Below are 16,351 nucleotides of genomic sequence, written 5' to 3'. Positions count from 1 at the left end.
TCAAAACCCGAATTGTACGCACTCTTTGCGCCATCTCATATATGTACTGCGTCCCGCTTGCGCCAGTTCCCGGCGCGGACCATGCTGGCCTTGTAGCGCCAGGGCGGCGCGCCCAGGCGGCAGGTGATTTGCCCTGAATTCCACGACAACTGTATTGTACTCACCGGCAATTATTGCCAAAAAGCACTAACCGGCGAGGTCGTCACGCGGCTGACATATTTCTTGACTCAGCTAGTCGACCTTCGTACACTCCACGTTTATTCATGTCCGTCCGGTGTTACTTTGCCGACAACAATGGAATACTATGCAAGCACGCAATAACACTTCCGCTGCACTGGCGGCGCTGGCCCTGATGCTGGCACCGGCGCTGAGCCAGGCCGCCGACGCGGGCCTGCCGGCCATCGCAGCCTTCCAGCCGGCCCAAGTCAAAGCGCCCGACACCACCCTGGCCGCCAAGGCCGAGACCAAACAAGCCCGCCCCGCCAGCGAAGACGCGCTGCGCGAGACGGACGTGTGGGGCCGCATCCGCTCCGGCTACGCCATCCCCGACCTGGACAACCCGCTGGTGGCCAAGCACATCACCTGGTACAGCAGCCGTCCCGACTACATGGCCCGCACCACGGCGCGCGCCTCGCTGTACCTGTTCCACGTGGTCACGGAACTGGAAAAGCGCGGCATGCCGACGGAACTGGCGCTGCTGCCGTTCATCGAATCGGCCTTCAACCCGCAAGCGCTGTCGAGCGCCAACGCGGCCGGCATGTGGCAGTTCGTGCCCGGCACGGGGCGCGACTTCAACCTCAAGCAGAACGTGTTCAAGGACGAGCGGCGCGGCATCGTGGCCTCGACCGACGCCGCCCTCACCTACCTGCAGCGCCTGTATGACATGTTCGGCGACTGGCAACTGGCGCTGGCGGCCTACAACTGGGGCGAAGGCTCGGTGCAGAAGGCCATCCAGCACAACCGTGCGCTGGGCAAGCCAACCGATTTCGAGAGCCTGTCCGAGCTGATGCCGGCCGAGACCCGCAACTATGTGCCCAAGCTGCAAGCGGTCAAGAACATCATCGCCAATCCGGGCCAGTATGGCCTGACCTTGCCACTGATCAACAATCAGCCCTACTTCACGGCCGTCGACAAGACCAGCGACATCGACCTGACCATCGCCGCCCACCTGGCCGAATTGTCGGTCGATGAATTCAAGGCACTCAATCCGCAATTCAACCGTCCCGTCATCACGGGCGGCGAACACACCAAGATCCTGCTGCCGCAGGAAAACGCGGAAAAGTTCCACCTGAACCTGGCCCAGTGGGGCCGCGCCCTGTCGACCTGGACCACGCACAAGATCACCAGCGCGCGCGAACGGATCGAAACCCTGGCCTCCAAGTTCCACACCACGCCGGAAGTGATCCGCCAGGCCAACAACATCCCGCAAAAGACGGTGCTCAAGGCTGGTTCCACCATCCTCGTGCCCAAGCTGGCCACCTCGGCCAACGTGGACATCGCGCCCGAAGTGGCCGACAACGCCGTCGTGGCGCTGGAAGCGGACCGTGGCGGCAAGCGCGGCCGCGGCTACAAGGCGGCACGCCGCCACAGCGATGACGACGACGCGCCCGTCAAGCTGGTCAAGGCCCACGTCTCGCGCTACCAGCACAAATCGCGTCACCGCAACGAAGACTGAAGCCCGTGTTGGCGACGATGAAAAGTTGCCAGCGCGGCGCACACGCCCTACAATCTCGGTCTTGCGGCTGCCAGACCTTGAGCGCGCAAAGTTGCGTTCCAGGACGGCGCTTTTAGAAGTTGTTTCAAAATGACCATGGCCAGGCGTGGCGACGAAGACAGTGCGCGTGCACGGCAAGGCGCCGCAACGACGTCATGGACTTTTTGAAAAAACTTCTTAGCCAGCCTGGCCACCACTACCAAACAACCCATACTGTCGCCGTCGCCGTCGCCGCCTGCCGGGCGGCGCTGCGGCGCAGCAGTAGCAATCGGAGTCTATATGGCGTTCTTGCAAGGCAAAAAAATCCTCATCACCGGTTTGCTGTCGAACCGTTCCATCGCTTACGGCATCGCCAAGGCTTGCCACCGCGAAGGCGCCGAGCTGGCCTTCACCTACGTCGGTGAGCGCTTCAAGGACCGGATCACGGAGTTCGCCGCCGAATTCGGCAGCTCGCTGGTGTTCGATTGCGACGTCTCCAGCGACGAGCAGATCGCCGCCCTGTTCACCGACCTGGCGCAAAGCTGGTCGCAGCTGGACGGCCTGGTGCACGCCATCGGCTTCGCACCGCGCGAAGCGATCGCCGGCGAATTCCTGGATGGCCTGACCCGCGAGAACTTCCGCATCGCCCACGACATTTCCGCCTACAGCTTCCCGGCCATGGCCAAGGCCGCGCTGCCGCTGCTCAAGGAAGGCTCGTCGCTGCTGACGCTGTCGTACCTGGGCGCCATCCGCGCCATCCCCTACTACAACACCATGGGCCTGGCCAAGGCCTCGCTGGAAGCGTCGGTACGCTACCTGGCGGAAAACCTGGGCAAGCTGGGCATCCGCGCCAACGGCATCTCGGCTGGCCCCATCAAGACCCTGGCCGCGTCCGGCATCAAGGACTTCGGCAAGCTGCTGGGCTTCGCCTCGTCGCACGCGCCACTGCGCCGCAACGTCACCATCGAGGAAGTGGGCAACACGGCCGCCTTCATGCTGTCGGACCTGGCGTCGGGCATCACCGGCGAAATCACCTACGTGGACGGCGGCTTCTCCCACGTGATGGGCCTGAACGCGGAAGACTACACCTGATCCGGCCCACCTGATTTAATGGGGGACGTAGCACAATGACTTAATCGTGCTCCGTCCCCATTTTTTATATCCGGCCGCAAGCCGGCCAAGCCCCCTCTCCCATACTGCATTACCATGAACAATGCCTCCCTCGCCGTTCCGCTGTCCGATGATGAATATGAAGCGCTAGGCGCACTGCTGGCCCAGGCCCGTCCGGGCGCGGACGTGTCCGACGTGTCCACGCTGGAGGGCTTGTTGACGGCAATCGTGGTCGCCCCCGGCCTGACAGCGCCCGGCACCTGGTTGCCACAGATCCTGGATGGCATGGCGGAGTCGCCGCAGACGGAACGCGCGCTGAACCTGGTCATGCGCCACTACAATCACCTGGCCCAATGGCTGCAGCAAGATGCGGCCAGCTTTGAACCCATCTTCCACTGCGGGCCGGAATGGGGCATCGGCGACTGGTGCCGAGGGTTTCTCAAGGGTATGCAACTGGACGCGGCCGGCTGGGCGCCTCTGCTGGCCACGCAGCCGGACTGGTTCACCCCCATGCAGCAACTGGCCGCCACCGAAGGCCGGGATGCAAGCATGACGGACGAGGAGACGGAACGGTGGATGGATGCGGTGGCGCCAGCTGTCATCGCCATCAACGCCGCGCGCCTGGGGCGCCGGCCTGGCACCACGGCACATGCCGCCCGCCCGGTCCAGCGCGCCACGCCCAAGGTGGGCCGCAACGATCCCTGCCCTTGCGGCAGCGGGAAAAAGTACAAGAAGTGCTGCGGCGCGGCCGACGCCTGACGGCGAGCGGCGCCGCCTGCGATCAGTCCGATCCGCCCAGCGCGCGGGCGATCTTGTCCGTCTGAGAGGCCTGGGCGATCGCTTGCTGCATCCTGGAATGCTTCTTGTGCTCGGCCTGGGGCGCCGCCCGCGCCTCGCGCACCGGCTCCAGCGCCGGCCTGGGCGCGGCCATGTCGCGCATGACATGCATCGCACCCAGCGCGGCGCCCAGCGCCACGCCGCCGACGATCATCAAATGGGGAACACTCCTGCCGCGCATGATGCACCTCTTGCGCCAGCCATTGGCTAGCATTTGGAAAGTTGATAACGTTATGCTTTTTGTAAAGTATAGCGTCTCATGCGCGCTTGTTTCTCTCCAATCTACACGCCGGCCCCGATCACAGCGTGATCTTCCAGACCTGCACCGGCGATGCCCAGCCGGTGCCCGCGTACAAGGTGCCGTGGCCGTCGGCCACCAGCGTCATGATGTAGGGCATGGAGCCACTGGCGAAGTGCATGGCGTCGACCGTGCCGTCCGGCGCCACGCGCACGATGGCGCTGTCCGTCGCGGCATAAATGTAGCCATGATCGACGGCGATGGAGCCATCGATGGGTATGATGCGCTTGGGAATCTTGGCCACTGTCGTCACCGTGCCGTTGGCCTGGACCTTGCGGATGGCGTCGCTGTCGTTGACCAGCAGCGCGCCATTGGCGTCGAGCACGATGGCGCTGGGGCCATGGAAGGCCGCGTTGACGCCCACGCCATCGTTGCCATCGCCCGAGCCGCCGCCGGCCAGCACGCTGACCACGCCGGCCGCCGAAATCTTCAGGATGCGGCGGTTATCGAAATCGGCCCGGTACACAGTGCCCGCCCCGTCCACCGCCAGCTGGCCACCCTTGTTCACCATGACCTTGCTCCAGTCCGGGCCCCAGGACTGCTCCGCGCCATCGGGCGTGCGCCGGTACAGCACACTGGTGGCGCTGTCGGTGCCATAGATATTGCCCGCGCCATCGACAGCCACGCCTTCGAACGTGAGCGAGGCGGAAGCGGGCAGCGTGCTCACGACACCGGCCGGCGTGATGCGGCGCAGGCTGCCGCGGTCGGAGCCGATCAGGTTGCCCGCACCATCGAGCGTCAACTGGTACAGGCCGCCGAAACGGGCCTGGTCGCCCGTGCCATCAACGGGGGTGTAGTTACCCATGGAAGACGGGCCGGCCAGCAACTGCGCACTCACCGTCACCCCGGCCGCCGCCGCGCTGGCCACCACGGTATTGTCAGCCGTGCCGGTGGCCGAGGATGGCACCTGCACGACGGCGCCCGCCGTCACGTTGACGGTGTTATTCGAGCCATTGATGGTGATACTGCTGCCATTGGACGTCACAATGGTACCGGCCGGTACCATCACCTTTTCGCCCGCGGCCAAGGTATGGCTGCCGCCGGCGGGAATGGCCTGTACGCCATTCGGGTTGGTGGCCGGCGTGTTGATGGCCGGCGCCACGACGATGGGACCACTGGGCACGCCCGCGCCACCGCCGCACGCGGCCAGCGCCAGCGCCAGCACAGCGCCCAGGTAGTTGCGGGAGAAAGTGCGAGCAATTGCCATGATGAGTATGCAAAAAAATAAGTAAAGAGCATCTTACTATGAAATACCAAGCTTATCTTTTTGAAAATTAGAAAGGTACACCCATAAGCGAACGCATATTAATGCGTGCAAAGGCAGTCAAAATCAGGTATAGTCCTGCCTCTGCGCTGCAATACAGCAGTCGCCCGAAAAATAACTAGCAGCTTCGCAAGCCTTAGCGCATCGCACTGATGTCGCTTATAAAGCCCTCCCGCCTTGTGTGTCGCACCTGACACCGTCCCGGCGCAAAGCTTTTGTGCCGAAATTTCTATCGATTTTGATTGAGTCATTTCGTTTTGGTTGGCGTTGCTATTTTGCGTTCTGCTTGTTTGCACGAACGCTGATTTTTACGAAAGATAAGAATGACATTTGAAGCACTTGGTCTCAACACGTCCATCATCAAAGCCCTGACCGACGCCGGCTACACCAAGCCGACTCCGGTGCAAGAGCAGGCGGTGCCCGCCGCCATCGCGGGCAAGGACTTGTTGGTATCCTCGCAAACCGGTTCCGGCAAGACGGCGGCCTTCATGCTGCCCTCGCTGCACCGTTTGTCCGCGCTCGAGCCGAGCGCCGCCAGCCGCACCCACAACCAGGAAATGCAAGCCGCCCGCGCCCGTGGCGAGCGCCCCCGTTTCAAGCCCGCCCAGCCGAAGATGCTGGTGCTGACCCCGACCCGCGAACTGGCCCTGCAGGTGACCACCAACACCGACAAATACAGCGTCAACCTGCGCCGCCTGAAGGCGGTCTCCATCCTGGGCGGCATGCCCTACCCCAAGCAGATGCAACTGCTGGCCAAGAATCCTGAAATCCTGGTGGCCACGCCGGGCCGCCTGATCGACCACATGGAGTCGGGCAAGATCGACTTCTCGCAACTGGAAATCCTGGTGCTGGACGAAGCGGACCGCATGCTGGACATGGGCTTCATCGACGACATCGAAAAGATCGTCGAAGCGACGCCGGACACCCGCCAGACCATGCTGTTCTCGGCCACGCTGGACGGCGTGGTGGGCAACATGGCGCGCCGCATCACCAAGGATCCGCAGATCATCCAGATCATGAGCGCGGCCAACAAGCATGAGAACATCACCCAGCGCGTGCACTTCGTGGACGACCTGTCGCACAAGAACCGCCTGCTGGACCACCTGCTGCGCGACGACTCGCTGGACCAGGCCGTGGTATTCACCGCCACCAAGCGCGACGCCGACACCATCGCCGACCGCCTGAACATCGCCGGCTTCTCGGCCGCCGCCCTGCACGGCGACATGCACCAGGGCGCGCGCAACCGCACCCTCGACAGCCTGCGCCGCGGCCAGGTCAAAGTGCTGGTGGCCACCGACGTGGCCGCGCGCGGCATCGACGTGCCCACCATCACCCACGTGTTCAACTACGACCTGCCCAAGTTCCCCGAGGACTACGTGCACCGCATCGGCCGCACCGGCCGCGCCGGCCGCAACGGCCTGGCCATCTCGCTGGTGAACCATGCCGAAGGCATGAACGTGAAGCGCATCGAGCGCTTCACCAAGCAGCTGATCCCGGTCAACGTGATCGAAGGCTACGAGCCGAAGAAATCGGCCCCGCCGCGCTCGACCTCGCGTCCAGGCGGCTGGAAGCCGGGCGACAACCGCGGTGGCGCCAAGCCGGGCCAGCGCACCTTCAGCAAGCCCAACGCCCCGCGCCGTGACGGTGCCAGCGGCGGCGGCTACAAAGGCAGCAACCCGCGCAGCAACGACGGCGCCCGCCGCAGCTACGGCGACCGTTAATACCGCCTGGCGCCCGGCCTGACGGCAGCACAAGACCACCCCTCCCTCCGGACGGGTGGTTTTTTTACGCCCAAGCAAAACCGTGTTACGTCCCCGATTTTTCCAATGCGCAAAATCGGGGACGTAACACGGTTTTCCCAATTTGCATTATTATTACTCATTTGACAACCAGGCCATCGCCATGACTCCTGCCGCCTTGCTGCGCCGCCAATTCCTGCTCGCCGCCGCCTGCCTGCCGCTGGCAACCCGCGCCAGCACCGCACCGGCCGCTGACGCGGCACTGGACCAGCTGCGCAAGCTGGAACAGGCGCTGGATGGCCGGCTCGGCGTCTACGCGCGCAGCACGGGCAGCGGCGCGCAACTGGCGTACCGTGCCGACGAACGCTTCCCGATGTGCAGCACCTTCAAGATCATGGCTGCATCGGCCATCCTGGCCCGTGGCGCGCAGGAGGCGGGCCTGCTGGAACGACGCATCGCTTATCCAAAGACGGAACTGGTGAGCTACTCGCCCGTCACGGAAAAGCACGTGGGCGATGGCATGACGGTGGCCGAGCTGTGCGCGGCCGCGCTCCAGTACAGCGACAATACGGCCGCCAACCTGTTGATGAAGCTCCTCGGCGGCCCGGCCGGCGTGACGGCCTACGCGCGCACCATCGGCGACACCACGTTCCAGCTGGAGCGCTGGGAAACGGCCCTCAATTCCGCCATTCCCGGCGACCTGCGCGACACCTCCTCACCCGCCGCCATGGGCCGCAGCCTGCAGCGGCTGGCATTGGACGATGGCCTGCCGCCCGCCCAGCGCGCGCAGCTGTGCGACTGGTTGCGCGGGAACACCACGGGCGACGCCCGTATCCGCGCCGGCGTGCCGGCCAGCTGGCAAGTGGGCGACAAGACCGGCTCGGGCGACTACGGCACGGCCAATGACGCGGGCGTGCTGTGGCCACCGGAACGCGCGCCCATCGTGCTGGTGATCTACACCACCGGCCACAAGCCCGACGCGCACTGGCGCAACGACGTCATCGCGGCGGCGGCAAAGATCGTCGCGGCGCACCTGGGATAAAGTCGCGCACGGCCCCACGTCCACGACGGCACGCGCACCAGCGCGTCTGCGCGAGCGCGCGCTCGGCGGCGCGCCATCCATCGCACCATCATGCGCGCGTGTCGAACGCCGTGGCGCGGGCCACCGATTCCCACCGTTCCAGGTCGGCCAGCAACGCCTGCGCGTGCGCGCGCACGGCATCAACGGCGTCCGCGCCCAGTTGCAGCCGCAATGGCGTGACCTCGGCCAGCAACGCTTGCTCAATGGCGGCGGCGGCCTTGCGCGGGTCGCCCTGCTGGGTGTTGTGCATCTCGCTGGTGAAGGCGCGAATCGGCCCCACCACGTCGCGATACGCCTCCAGCTGCGGCATGTGGCGCAGCGCGCCGGCCGCGAAGTCGGTGCGGAACGCGCCCGGCTCGACGATCATCACCTTCACCCCGAACGGCGCCAGCTCCAGCGCCAGCGCTTCGCTCGCGCCCTCGAGCGCGAACTTGGAGGCGGAATAGGCGCTGTAGCCGGCGAATGACATCTGCCCGCCCATGCTCGACACATTGACGATGGCGCCGCCGCGCTGCGCGCGCAAGGTGGGCAGTGCGGCGCGCGTGACGGCCATCGCGCCGAAGAAATTGGTTTCCATTTGCGCGCGCAGCTCCGCCTCCGGCGTCTCCTCCACGGCGCCGACGATGCCATAGCCGGCGTTGTTGATCAACACGTCGATACGGCCAAAGCGGGCCACGGCCGCGTCGATGGCCAGCTGCGCGTCGCCTGCCTGGTCGACGTCGAGCCGCAGCGCCAGCACGCGCTCGGGCGCCTGCGCGGCCAGGTCGTCCAGTTTCGAGATAGTGCGCGCGGTGGCGACCACGTTGTGGCCGCGCGCCAGCGCGTGCGCGGCGAACGCCCGGCCAAAGCCGGAGGATGCGCCCGTGATGAACCAGGTGTGTCGGGACTGAGCCATGTGCATGTTTCCCTTCAAGGTGGCGGTAGCGCCGGCCGGGATTGGACGGCACGACCATCATGGCATGAAATATTTTTTTATCAAGATGATTTATTTCGCAATTTCCATAAAAACGCTTGCAAATCCCATTAACAGGCATATACTTGCGCACTCAAGTATCAATCAACAACCAATCAAGCAATAAGCAAGCAATAAGCAAACAACAAGCGAGCATCTTCAGCGAGGCACACCATGAGCGAACACAGCAACGACAGCACCGACACCATCAGCCCACAACTCGACGTCGCCCTGCGGCTGGCGCGCGCGCAAGCGATGCTGGTGCGCCGGCTCGACACCACGCTGGGCGGCCACCACGGCATCAGCTTCAGCGACTTCATGCTGCTGTTCTACCTGAGCCGCGCACCGGGCGGCCGTTTGCGCCGGGTCGACCTGGCCGAGCGCCAGGGCCTGACGGCGTCCGGCGTCACGCGCACCTTGCTGCCGCTGGAGAAGATCGGCCTGATCGAACGCCAGCAAGACCCGCGCGACGCCCGCGTGGGCTACGCGGCCATCACGAGCACGGGCCGCGAACTGCTGGCCAACGCCACCGTCGTGGCCCAGCAGACCAGCGGCGAACTGCTGCGCAGCTGCCCGCCCGAGCAGCTGGCAGCCCTGTCGGCCGTGCTGGGCCAGATCGCCGGCATGGGCCCATCCAACTCCTGAGGAGCACACCATGGCGGCATCGCGTCCCGCACCTGAACCATCGCGCGCCACCCTGCTGCGCGATCCCAATTTCCGCTGGCTGCTGCGCGGCGGCGCCATTTCCATGCTGGGCGACCAGCTGACCATGATCGCCCTGCCCTGGCTGGTGCTCAAGCTGACCGGCGACACGCTGGCCCTGGGCCTGGCGATCGCGTTCATGAGCGCGCCGCGCGCGCTGTTCATCCTGATCGGCGGCGCGCTGGTGGACCGCCATTCGCCCAGGCGCGTGCTCATGCTCAGCAAGTACGCCAACGCCGCGCTGCTGGCCATGCTCACGCTGCTGGTGCTGAACAACGCGCCCACGCTCACGCTGGCGCTCACGTCATCGCTATCGATCACGCTGGCCCTGAACGGGCAAGTGACGCTGTGGCTGGTGTACGGGCTGGCGCTGGGCCTGGGTCTGGCGCAGGCGTTCGGCATCCCGTCCGGCACCTCCATCCTGCCGCGCGTGATCGCGCCGCAGCAACTGGAACAGGCCAACGGCATGCTGATGGGGATGCGCCAACTGACCACGCTGGCCGGCCCGCTGCTGGCGGCCCTGCTGATCGCACTGGCCGGCGACAGCGGCGGCGCGGTGCGCGACGCGCGCGGCCTGGCGCTGGCGTTCGGCTTCGATTGCGCCAGCTTCCTGCTGTCGGCATGGACGCTGGCCAAGGTACGCGAGCTGCCTGGCGCATCCGCGACGCACGCTGCGCATCCGGGCGCAATGCCGGACACCACCGCCACAACGCACGCCACCACAACGCACGCCGCCAACGGTAGCCAGCTTTCCGTCTGGCGTTCCGTCGGCGCCGGACTGGCCATGGTGTGGCGCGACACGGCGCTGCGCCTGTGCTTCAGCTACTGGGGCCTGGTGGCCCTGTTCATCGGCGGCGCCATGCAGGTGGCCCTGCCCGCGCTGGGCAACGAGCGGCTGCACGGCGCCACCGCGTTCGGCCTGCTGATGGCGGCCAATGGTGCGGGCAGCCTGGCCGGCATGGCCGGCGCCGCCATCGCCGGCGCGCGCCTGCGCATGGCCAGCTTTGGCGGCATGGTGCTGCTGGCCGACATGATCGTCGGCGCGCTCGTCATGCCGCTGGGCCGCATCCACAGCACGTGGCAAGGGGCCGTGCTGCTGCTGGCCGTGGGCACCGTGTCGGGTTACATGCAGGTGTCCGTCTTCACGTGGATACAGCGCCGCGTGCCGCCGCACATGATGGGCCGCACCATGAGCATCTTCATGTTCATCTTCATGGGACTGGCGCCGTTGTCGGCGTCCGCCACCGGCTGGCTGCTGCAATCGATCACGCTGGCGCAACTGTTCGCCGGCGGCGGCGCCACGCTGATCGCGCTGGCGGCGCTGGCCTGGCTGTTCACGCCCATGCGCGCGATCGGCACCGTCGGCGCCACCCCCACCGCCCAGCAAAACTAAGGAGCAAAACGATGGAAACCAAATGGCTGGAAGACTTTATCTCGCTGGTCGAAACCAATAACTTCAGCCGCTCGGCGGCGCTGCGGCACGTGACGCAGCCCGCCTTTTCGCGCCGTATCCAGTCGCTGGAAAACTGGCTGGGCACGGACCTGATCGACCGCACCTCCTACCCCACCCGGCTGACCTCGGCCGGCATCGTGTTCTACGAACAGGCGCTGGAAATGCTGGCCCAGATCAACGGCGCACGCGACATGATGCGCAACAAGCGCGCCGCCGCCCTGACCAGCATCGACCTGGCCGTGCCGCACACGCTGTCGCTGACTTTCGTGCCCAAATGGCTGTCGGCGCTGGAGCATGATTTCGCGCCCATCAAGAGCCGCCTGATGGCGCTTAACGTGCACGACGCCGTGCTGCAACTGGTGGAAGGCGGCTGCGACCTGCTGCTGTGCTACCACCATCCGCGCCAGCCGGTGCAGCTCGATCCGGGCCGCTACGACATGCTGGTGATGGGACGCGAAGCGCTGCGCCCCTACGCGCGTTGCGACAAGACGCGCACCCCGGCCTACGCCCTGCCCGGCGCGCCGGAGGCGCCGCTGCCGTTCCTGTCCTACACCAACAATGCCTACCTGGGGCGCATGGTGGACCTGATCCTGGCCGACGCCAAGCAGCATCCCTACCTCGACCCACGCTACGAAACGGACATGGCCGAAGGCTTGAAGATGATGGTGCTCGAAGGCCGCGGCATGGCCTTCCTGCCCGAATCGGCCGTCACGCGCGAGATCAAGCAGAAGCAGCTGGCGTGCGCCGATGGCGGCACGGGCGGCTGGGAAATCGAGATGGAAATCCGGCTTTACCGCGAGCGTCCCTCGGCCCAGCGGCGCGGCAAACCGATCGTCGAACGGCTGTGGGAGTTCCTGGAAACGCAGCAGAAAAAGGCCAATCGCAAGCGCCGCGCGCCTGTCTCCGAGCGCTGAATCGCGGCCTGGCCGCGGTGCCGGCCAGGCGTCGATAGTGCATTGATTTTGCGTCGCTTTCGGGGCTTTTTTGGCGAAAATCCCGCCCCCGAAAAGCACGCCCGTTCACGCACCGTTACAGTGCATAACTATGCAAATTTTGCATAATAGGATGCGCATACAGCATTGGCCGGGCTAACTCATCCGGGCCTATGATTCGTCCCACTGAACGCAGCCAAGAGCCGCGTCACTCACGAACCCATAGGAGTTATGAGCATGACCACCCAACACGCACTGCCTTCCTACCTCAATCCCGAAGACCTCGGCCCTTGGGGCGTCTACCTGCAGCAGATCGACCGCGTCACCCCGCACCTGGGTCACCTGTCGCGCTGGGTCGAGACCCTGAAGCGTCCCAAGCGCATCCTGACCGTGGACGTGCCGATCGAACGCGATGACGGCTCGATCGCCCACTTCGAAGGCTACCGCGTGCAGCACAACATGTCGCGCGGCCCAGGTAAAGGCGGCGTGCGCTTCCACCAGGACGTGACCCTGTCCGAAGTGATGGCCCTGTCGGCCTGGATGACGGTCAAGAACGCGGCCGTGAACGTGCCGTACGGCGGCGCCAAGGGCGGCATCCGCGTCGATCCCAAGACCCTGTCCAAGGGCGAACTGCAGCGCCTGACCCGCCGCTACACGAGCGAGATCAGCCTGATCATCGGCCCCACCAAGGACATTCCGGCGCCGGACGTGAACACCAACGAACAGGTGATGGCATGGATGATGGACTCCTACGCCATGATCGAAGGTAACCTGTCGACCGGCGTGGTCACCGGCAAACCAATCTCGCTGGGCGGCTCGCTGGGCCGCCGCGAAGCGACCGGCCGCGGCGTGTTCGTCGTGGGCCGTGAAGCGGCCGCCAAGCGCGGCGTAAAAATCGAGGGGGCGCGTGTCGCCGTCCAGGGTTTCGGCAACGTAGGCGGCGTCGCAGCAACGATGTTCGCAGAAGCCGGTTCCAAAGTGATCGCGGTGCAGGACCATACCGGCACCGTGGTCCACCAGGGTGGGCTGGATATCCCGCGCCTGCACCAGCACGTGGCCGAATGCGGCAGCGTCACCGGCTTCCCCGGCGCTGAAGCGTTCCTCGACCGCGAAGCGTTCTGGGATATCGAGTCCGACATCCTGATCCCGGCCGCGCTGGAACAGCAGATCACGGCCAAGAACGCGCCACGGATCCGCACCAAGATCATCCTGGAAGGCGCCAACGGCCCGACCACGCCGGAAGCGGACGACATCCTGGCCGACAAGGACGTGCTGATCGTGCCGGACGTGCTGGCCAACGCCGGCGGCGTGACCGTGTCCTACTTCGAGTGGGTGCAGGACTTCTCCAGCTTCTTCTGGAGCGAGGACGAGATCAACGCCCGCCTGACCCGCATCATGCAGGAAGCGTTCAACGCCGTGTGGAACGTGGCGCAGGAGAAGAAGGTCACGCTGCGCACCGCCACCTTCATCCTGGCCTGCACCCGCGTGCTGCAGGCGCGCGAAGTACGCGGCCTGTACCCATAAGCCCTCGCCCGGCACCATAACCCGCGTTGGGGTCAGTGCCAACAATCGTACACGAGCCCTGTACGAATGTTGGCACTGACCCCGACGCTTTTTTTTCCATACACGGAGACCGACAGCAATGAGCACCATGGAACAAAAAGCGCTGGCTTATCACAAGGCTGGCGGCGCCGGCAAGATCGCCATCGAAGTGACCAAGAGCGTCAGCACCCAGGACGACCTGGCGCTGGCCTATTCGCCCGGCGTGGCCGCGCCCTGCCTGGAGATCGAGCGCGATCCGGCCAAGGCCTACGACTACACCGCCAAGGGCAACCTGGTGGGCGTGATCACCAACGGCAGCGCCGTGCTTGGCCTGGGCAACATCGGCGCGCTGGCCGGCAAGCCCGTCATGGAAGGCAAAGTGGTGCTGTTCAAGAAATTCGCCGGCATCGATGCCTTCGACATCGAGATCGACGAACGCGATCCGGACAAGCTGGTTGACATCATCGCCGCGCTCCATCCCACTTTCGGCGGCATCAACCTGGAAGACATCAAGGCGCCCGAGTGCTTTTACATCGAGCGCAAGCTGCGCGAGCGGCTGGCCATCCCCGTGTTCCATGACGACCAGCACGGCACGGCCATCGTGGTGGCGGCCGGCACGCTCAACGCGCTGACCCTGACGGGGCGCGAACTGGCCACGGCCAAAATCGTGTGCTCGGGTGCGGGCGCGGCAGCCATCGCCTGCCTGGAACTGCTGGTGGACCTGGGCGCCAGGCGCGAGCACATTTTTGTGTGCGACAGCAAGGGCGTGCTGACCACGGCCCGTGACCTGGACGGCGAAAAGGCCGCCTGGGCACAAGCCACCTCGGCGCGCACGCTGTCGGACGTGATGGCCGGCGCCGACGTGTTCCTGGGCGTGTCCGGCCCCGGCGTGCTGTCGCCGCTGGACGTGGAAAAGATGGGCAAGTCGCCCATCGTGTTCACGCTGGCCAATCCGGAACCGGAACTGCGGCCCGAACTGGTGCGCGAAGTGGCGCCGGACGCCATCATCGCCACCGGCCGCTCGGATTATCCGAACCAGATCAACAACGCGTTGTGCTTCCCCTACCTGTTCCGCGCGGCGCTCGACTGCGGCGCCTCCACCATCAACCAGGAAATGAAACGGGCCTGCGTGATGGCGCTGGCCGAGATGGCGCGCGGCGACGCCCGCTTCGGCAAGGATTACGTGGTGCCCGGCCTGCTGGACCCGCGCCTGCTGAGCGGTGTGACGCCGAAAATCGCGGCCGCCGCCCTGCGCAGCGGCGTGGCCCGCAAGCGTCTCGACGAGAGCGAATACGCGGCCGACCTGGAAGACCTGGCCGCCTCGCTGCTGTAACGGCGCGCGGGCGCGGGCACGCCTGCTGGCCCGCGCCCCGCCGCCCTGCTCAATGGCGGGTGACGGTCGCCGTTTCCAGATGGGTTTCGTCGCCGATCAGCAGCACGGCGTGGTCGGCGAACAGCATCTGGCGCAGGATGGGCGCCTGCCCCAGCGGCGCGGCGGACGGATCGCGCCGCACCCATTCCACGTTCATGGTGGCCGACGACACCGGTGCGGCGCCATAGCTGTAATCGGCCAGCAGCAGCAAGTCGCCCAGCGGGTCGCTGGCGTTGAGCCGTCCCTTGACCACGTCGGCGATCAGCAGCGCGCCATTGGCCGCCGTGCGCGCGTCGAAGGTGACCCGATCGCGGCGCGTGTAATTCCATTTTGCCGACAACGTTTCCTGCGTCAGGTCGGCGCGTCCCGTGTCGATGATGGGATTGCCATTGTCGTTCAAGGCCACGCCCAGCAGGTTGCTGGTCATGCCCACCTTGTAATTCCACAGCATCCCCACTTTGCCCGTGCTGGCCATGGCCACCGGCAGCAGGTCCGGCGCGCCGCCGCCGGTGCCCGTCACCGAATGCACGACGGGCCGCGCGCCGCCATAAGGCCAGTACGCCTGCATGGGGGTGCCGGCGTCGAGCCACGTCACCAGCACGGCACCGCCGGACGACACCATGCGCGGTTGCATGAACTTGGTCGACATGGTCAGCTTGAACGGCGGCGTCATCTCCTTGCCGTTGGCGTCGAGCTTGACCAGCATCATGCTGTAGATGGCGTTCTTCTCGCTGTTGGGGATGGGCCGTTCGACCAGCGTGGTGGCGTACCAGAAGCCGTCGCCATCGACGGCGGCGGCGCTGGCCACCACGGTGGGCAGCGGCGAATCGACGGGCTGCACGGCGTACAGGTCGATGCCGGATGCCGGGCCGGTCATGGCGCCCTGGCTGTCGAGCCGGAACAGCTTGGAGCCGGCGCCCGTCTGCACCATCACCACGCCGCCGGCCATGGGCAGCATGGCCCATTCGCCCAGGTAGTTGGCGGCCAGGGTATTGCCGTAATCATGGGTGGAGACGAACTTGCCCTGCGCGTCAAGCATGCTGACGCGGGTGCCGGGGTGGATCAGGTCGCGGTCGACCTGGATGGTGGCGGCCGAATCGGAGCGCAGCAGGATATGGTCACCCACCACGACGGCTTCGCGCATCCGGCTCAGCGGCACACCGGACGGCTGGCCCGGATCGGACGATGCGGCCCGCACCTCCTGCTGGGCGCTGACCGTGATGGCCACGGTGGCCTTGTCGCCGCCCGTATCGACCACGGTGCCGGCCGCCACGCTGGTGCCACTGCCGCCGCCACCGCCGCAGCCAGTCAGCGTCAGCGCCGCCAGCAGGGCGGCAAAGGTGAACTTGGAGCGGTGGCGCATACGAAATCCCGGC

The 16,351-nt window shown here is 65.8% G+C and carries 13 protein-coding genes and 1 pseudogene; 10 read left to right on the top strand and 4 right to left on the bottom strand.

Features of this window, described 5'->3' with window-relative positions; all coding sequences use genetic code 11:
* Window positions 1-304 precede the first annotated feature (304 nt).
* The 3 genes from H3H36_RS06860 to H3H36_RS06850 all read left to right on the top strand — a co-directional run bounded on the left by H3H36_RS06860 (window position 305) and on the right by H3H36_RS06850 (window position 3,562).
* On the top strand, window positions 305-1,675 hold the full coding sequence (locus H3H36_RS06860) for a transglycosylase SLT domain-containing protein (RefSeq protein WP_182215596.1): 1,371 nt from the start codon (window positions 305-307) through the stop codon (window positions 1,673-1,675).
* 318 nt (window positions 1,676-1,993) lie between these two features.
* On the top strand, window positions 1,994-2,785 hold the full coding sequence (fabI, locus tag H3H36_RS06855) for an enoyl-ACP reductase FabI (RefSeq protein WP_182215594.1): 792 nt from the start codon (window positions 1,994-1,996) through the stop codon (window positions 2,783-2,785).
* 114 nt (window positions 2,786-2,899) lie between these two features.
* The gene (locus H3H36_RS06850) at window positions 2,900-3,562 is read left to right on the top strand and encodes a UPF0149 family protein (RefSeq protein WP_182215591.1); all 663 of its coding nucleotides are present in this window, start codon (window positions 2,900-2,902) and stop codon (window positions 3,560-3,562) included.
* A 22-nt stretch (window positions 3,563-3,584) separates the two neighbouring features.
* Here the strand turns inward: H3H36_RS06850 and H3H36_RS06845 are convergent, their stop codons facing one another.
* Both H3H36_RS06845 and H3H36_RS06840 read right to left on the bottom strand, forming a co-directional pair.
* Window positions 3,585-3,821, bottom strand: coding sequence for a hypothetical protein (locus H3H36_RS06845; protein ID WP_182215589.1), 237 nt, complete (start codon window positions 3,819-3,821; stop codon window positions 3,585-3,587).
* A 118-nt stretch (window positions 3,822-3,939) separates the two neighbouring features.
* On the bottom strand, window positions 3,940-5,145 hold the full coding sequence (locus H3H36_RS06840; protein ID WP_182215587.1) for an NHL repeat-containing protein: 1,206 nt from the start codon (window positions 5,143-5,145) through the stop codon (window positions 3,940-3,942).
* Window positions 5,146-5,525: 380 nt separating this feature from the next.
* On the opposite strand from H3H36_RS06840, the gene H3H36_RS06835 reads away from it, so the two are divergent.
* Together H3H36_RS06835 and bla are read left to right on the top strand one after the other, a co-directional pair.
* Window positions 5,526-6,923, top strand: a complete 1,398-nt coding sequence (locus H3H36_RS06835; protein ID WP_182215585.1) for a DEAD/DEAH box helicase — start codon at window positions 5,526-5,528, stop codon at window positions 6,921-6,923.
* A gap of 181 nt (window positions 6,924-7,104) precedes the next feature.
* Window positions 7,105-7,983, top strand: a complete 879-nt coding sequence (gene bla, locus H3H36_RS06830; protein ID WP_182215582.1) for a class A beta-lactamase — start codon at window positions 7,105-7,107, stop codon at window positions 7,981-7,983.
* Between the two features lie 88 nt (window positions 7,984-8,071).
* Here bla and H3H36_RS06825 read toward each other — a convergent pair whose 3' ends face one another.
* Entirely contained in the window at window positions 8,072-8,917 is an 846-nt protein-coding gene (locus H3H36_RS06825; RefSeq protein WP_182215580.1) for an oxidoreductase, read from the bottom strand.
* Between the two features lie 231 nt (window positions 8,918-9,148).
* On the opposite strand from H3H36_RS06825, the gene H3H36_RS06820 reads away from it, so the two are divergent.
* The 5 genes and pseudogenes from H3H36_RS06820 to H3H36_RS06800 all read left to right on the top strand — a co-directional run.
* A complete protein-coding gene (locus tag H3H36_RS06820; protein WP_182215577.1) occupies window positions 9,149-9,619 on the top strand; it encodes a MarR family winged helix-turn-helix transcriptional regulator in 471 nt (156 codons plus the stop codon).
* 10 nt (window positions 9,620-9,629) lie between these two features.
* The gene (locus H3H36_RS06815; RefSeq protein ID WP_182215575.1) at window positions 9,630-11,069 is read left to right on the top strand and encodes an MFS transporter; all 1,440 of its coding nucleotides are present in this window, start codon (window positions 9,630-9,632) and stop codon (window positions 11,067-11,069) included.
* Between the two features lie 11 nt (window positions 11,070-11,080).
* Window positions 11,081-12,043, top strand: a complete 963-nt coding sequence (locus H3H36_RS06810; RefSeq protein ID WP_182215572.1) for a LysR substrate-binding domain-containing protein — start codon at window positions 11,081-11,083, stop codon at window positions 12,041-12,043.
* A 249-nt stretch (window positions 12,044-12,292) separates the two neighbouring features.
* Window positions 12,293-13,585, top strand: coding sequence for a Glu/Leu/Phe/Val family dehydrogenase (locus H3H36_RS06805; RefSeq protein ID WP_375539579.1), 1,293 nt, complete (start codon window positions 12,293-12,295; stop codon window positions 13,583-13,585).
* Between the two features lie 118 nt (window positions 13,586-13,703).
* Window positions 13,704-14,915, top strand: a pseudogene (locus H3H36_RS06800) (malic enzyme-like NAD(P)-binding protein); the annotation flags it as partial.
* A 70-nt stretch (window positions 14,916-14,985) separates the two neighbouring features.
* Here the strand turns inward: H3H36_RS06800 and H3H36_RS06795 are convergent.
* Window positions 14,986-16,338, bottom strand: a complete 1,353-nt coding sequence (locus tag H3H36_RS06795; RefSeq protein WP_182215564.1) for a hypothetical protein — start codon at window positions 16,336-16,338, stop codon at window positions 14,986-14,988.
* Between the last annotated feature and the right edge of the window lie 13 nt (window positions 16,339-16,351).

The organism is Rugamonas fusca (genome assembly GCF_014042365.1).
GTDB classification, from domain to species: domain Bacteria; phylum Pseudomonadota; class Gammaproteobacteria; order Burkholderiales; family Burkholderiaceae_D; genus Rugamonas; species Rugamonas fusca.
This window is presented reverse-complemented; position numbering and strand designations above follow the sequence as displayed.

What these genes read in the sequence shown, in the direction of transcription:
- H3H36_RS06860 (WP_182215596.1), top strand. Translation starts at nt 305, where the DNA reads ATGCAAGCACGCAATAACACTTCCGCTGCACTGGCGGCGCTGGCCCTG.
- fabI (WP_182215594.1), top strand. Translation starts at nt 1,994, where the DNA reads ATGGCGTTCTTGCAAGGCAAAAAAATCCTCATCACCGGTTTGCTGTCG.
- H3H36_RS06850 (WP_182215591.1), top strand. Translation starts at nt 2,900, where the DNA reads ATGAACAATGCCTCCCTCGCCGTTCCGCTGTCCGATGATGAATATGAA.
- H3H36_RS06845 (WP_182215589.1), bottom strand. Translation starts at nt 3,821, where the DNA reads ATGCGCGGCAGGAGTGTTCCCCATTTGATGATCGTCGGCGGCGTGGCG.
- H3H36_RS06840 (WP_182215587.1), bottom strand. Translation starts at nt 5,145, where the DNA reads ATGGCAATTGCTCGCACTTTCTCCCGCAACTACCTGGGCGCTGTGCTG.
- H3H36_RS06835 (WP_182215585.1), top strand. Translation starts at nt 5,526, where the DNA reads ATGACATTTGAAGCACTTGGTCTCAACACGTCCATCATCAAAGCCCTG.
- bla (WP_182215582.1), top strand. Translation starts at nt 7,105, where the DNA reads ATGACTCCTGCCGCCTTGCTGCGCCGCCAATTCCTGCTCGCCGCCGCC.
- H3H36_RS06825 (WP_182215580.1), bottom strand. Translation starts at nt 8,917, where the DNA reads ATGGCTCAGTCCCGACACACCTGGTTCATCACGGGCGCATCCTCCGGC.
- H3H36_RS06820 (WP_182215577.1), top strand. Translation starts at nt 9,149, where the DNA reads ATGAGCGAACACAGCAACGACAGCACCGACACCATCAGCCCACAACTC.
- H3H36_RS06815 (WP_182215575.1), top strand. Translation starts at nt 9,630, where the DNA reads ATGGCGGCATCGCGTCCCGCACCTGAACCATCGCGCGCCACCCTGCTG.
- H3H36_RS06810 (WP_182215572.1), top strand. Translation starts at nt 11,081, where the DNA reads ATGGAAACCAAATGGCTGGAAGACTTTATCTCGCTGGTCGAAACCAAT.
- H3H36_RS06805 (WP_375539579.1), top strand. Translation starts at nt 12,293, where the DNA reads ATGAGCATGACCACCCAACACGCACTGCCTTCCTACCTCAATCCCGAA.
- H3H36_RS06795 (WP_182215564.1), bottom strand. Translation starts at nt 16,338, where the DNA reads ATGCGCCACCGCTCCAAGTTCACCTTTGCCGCCCTGCTGGCGGCGCTG.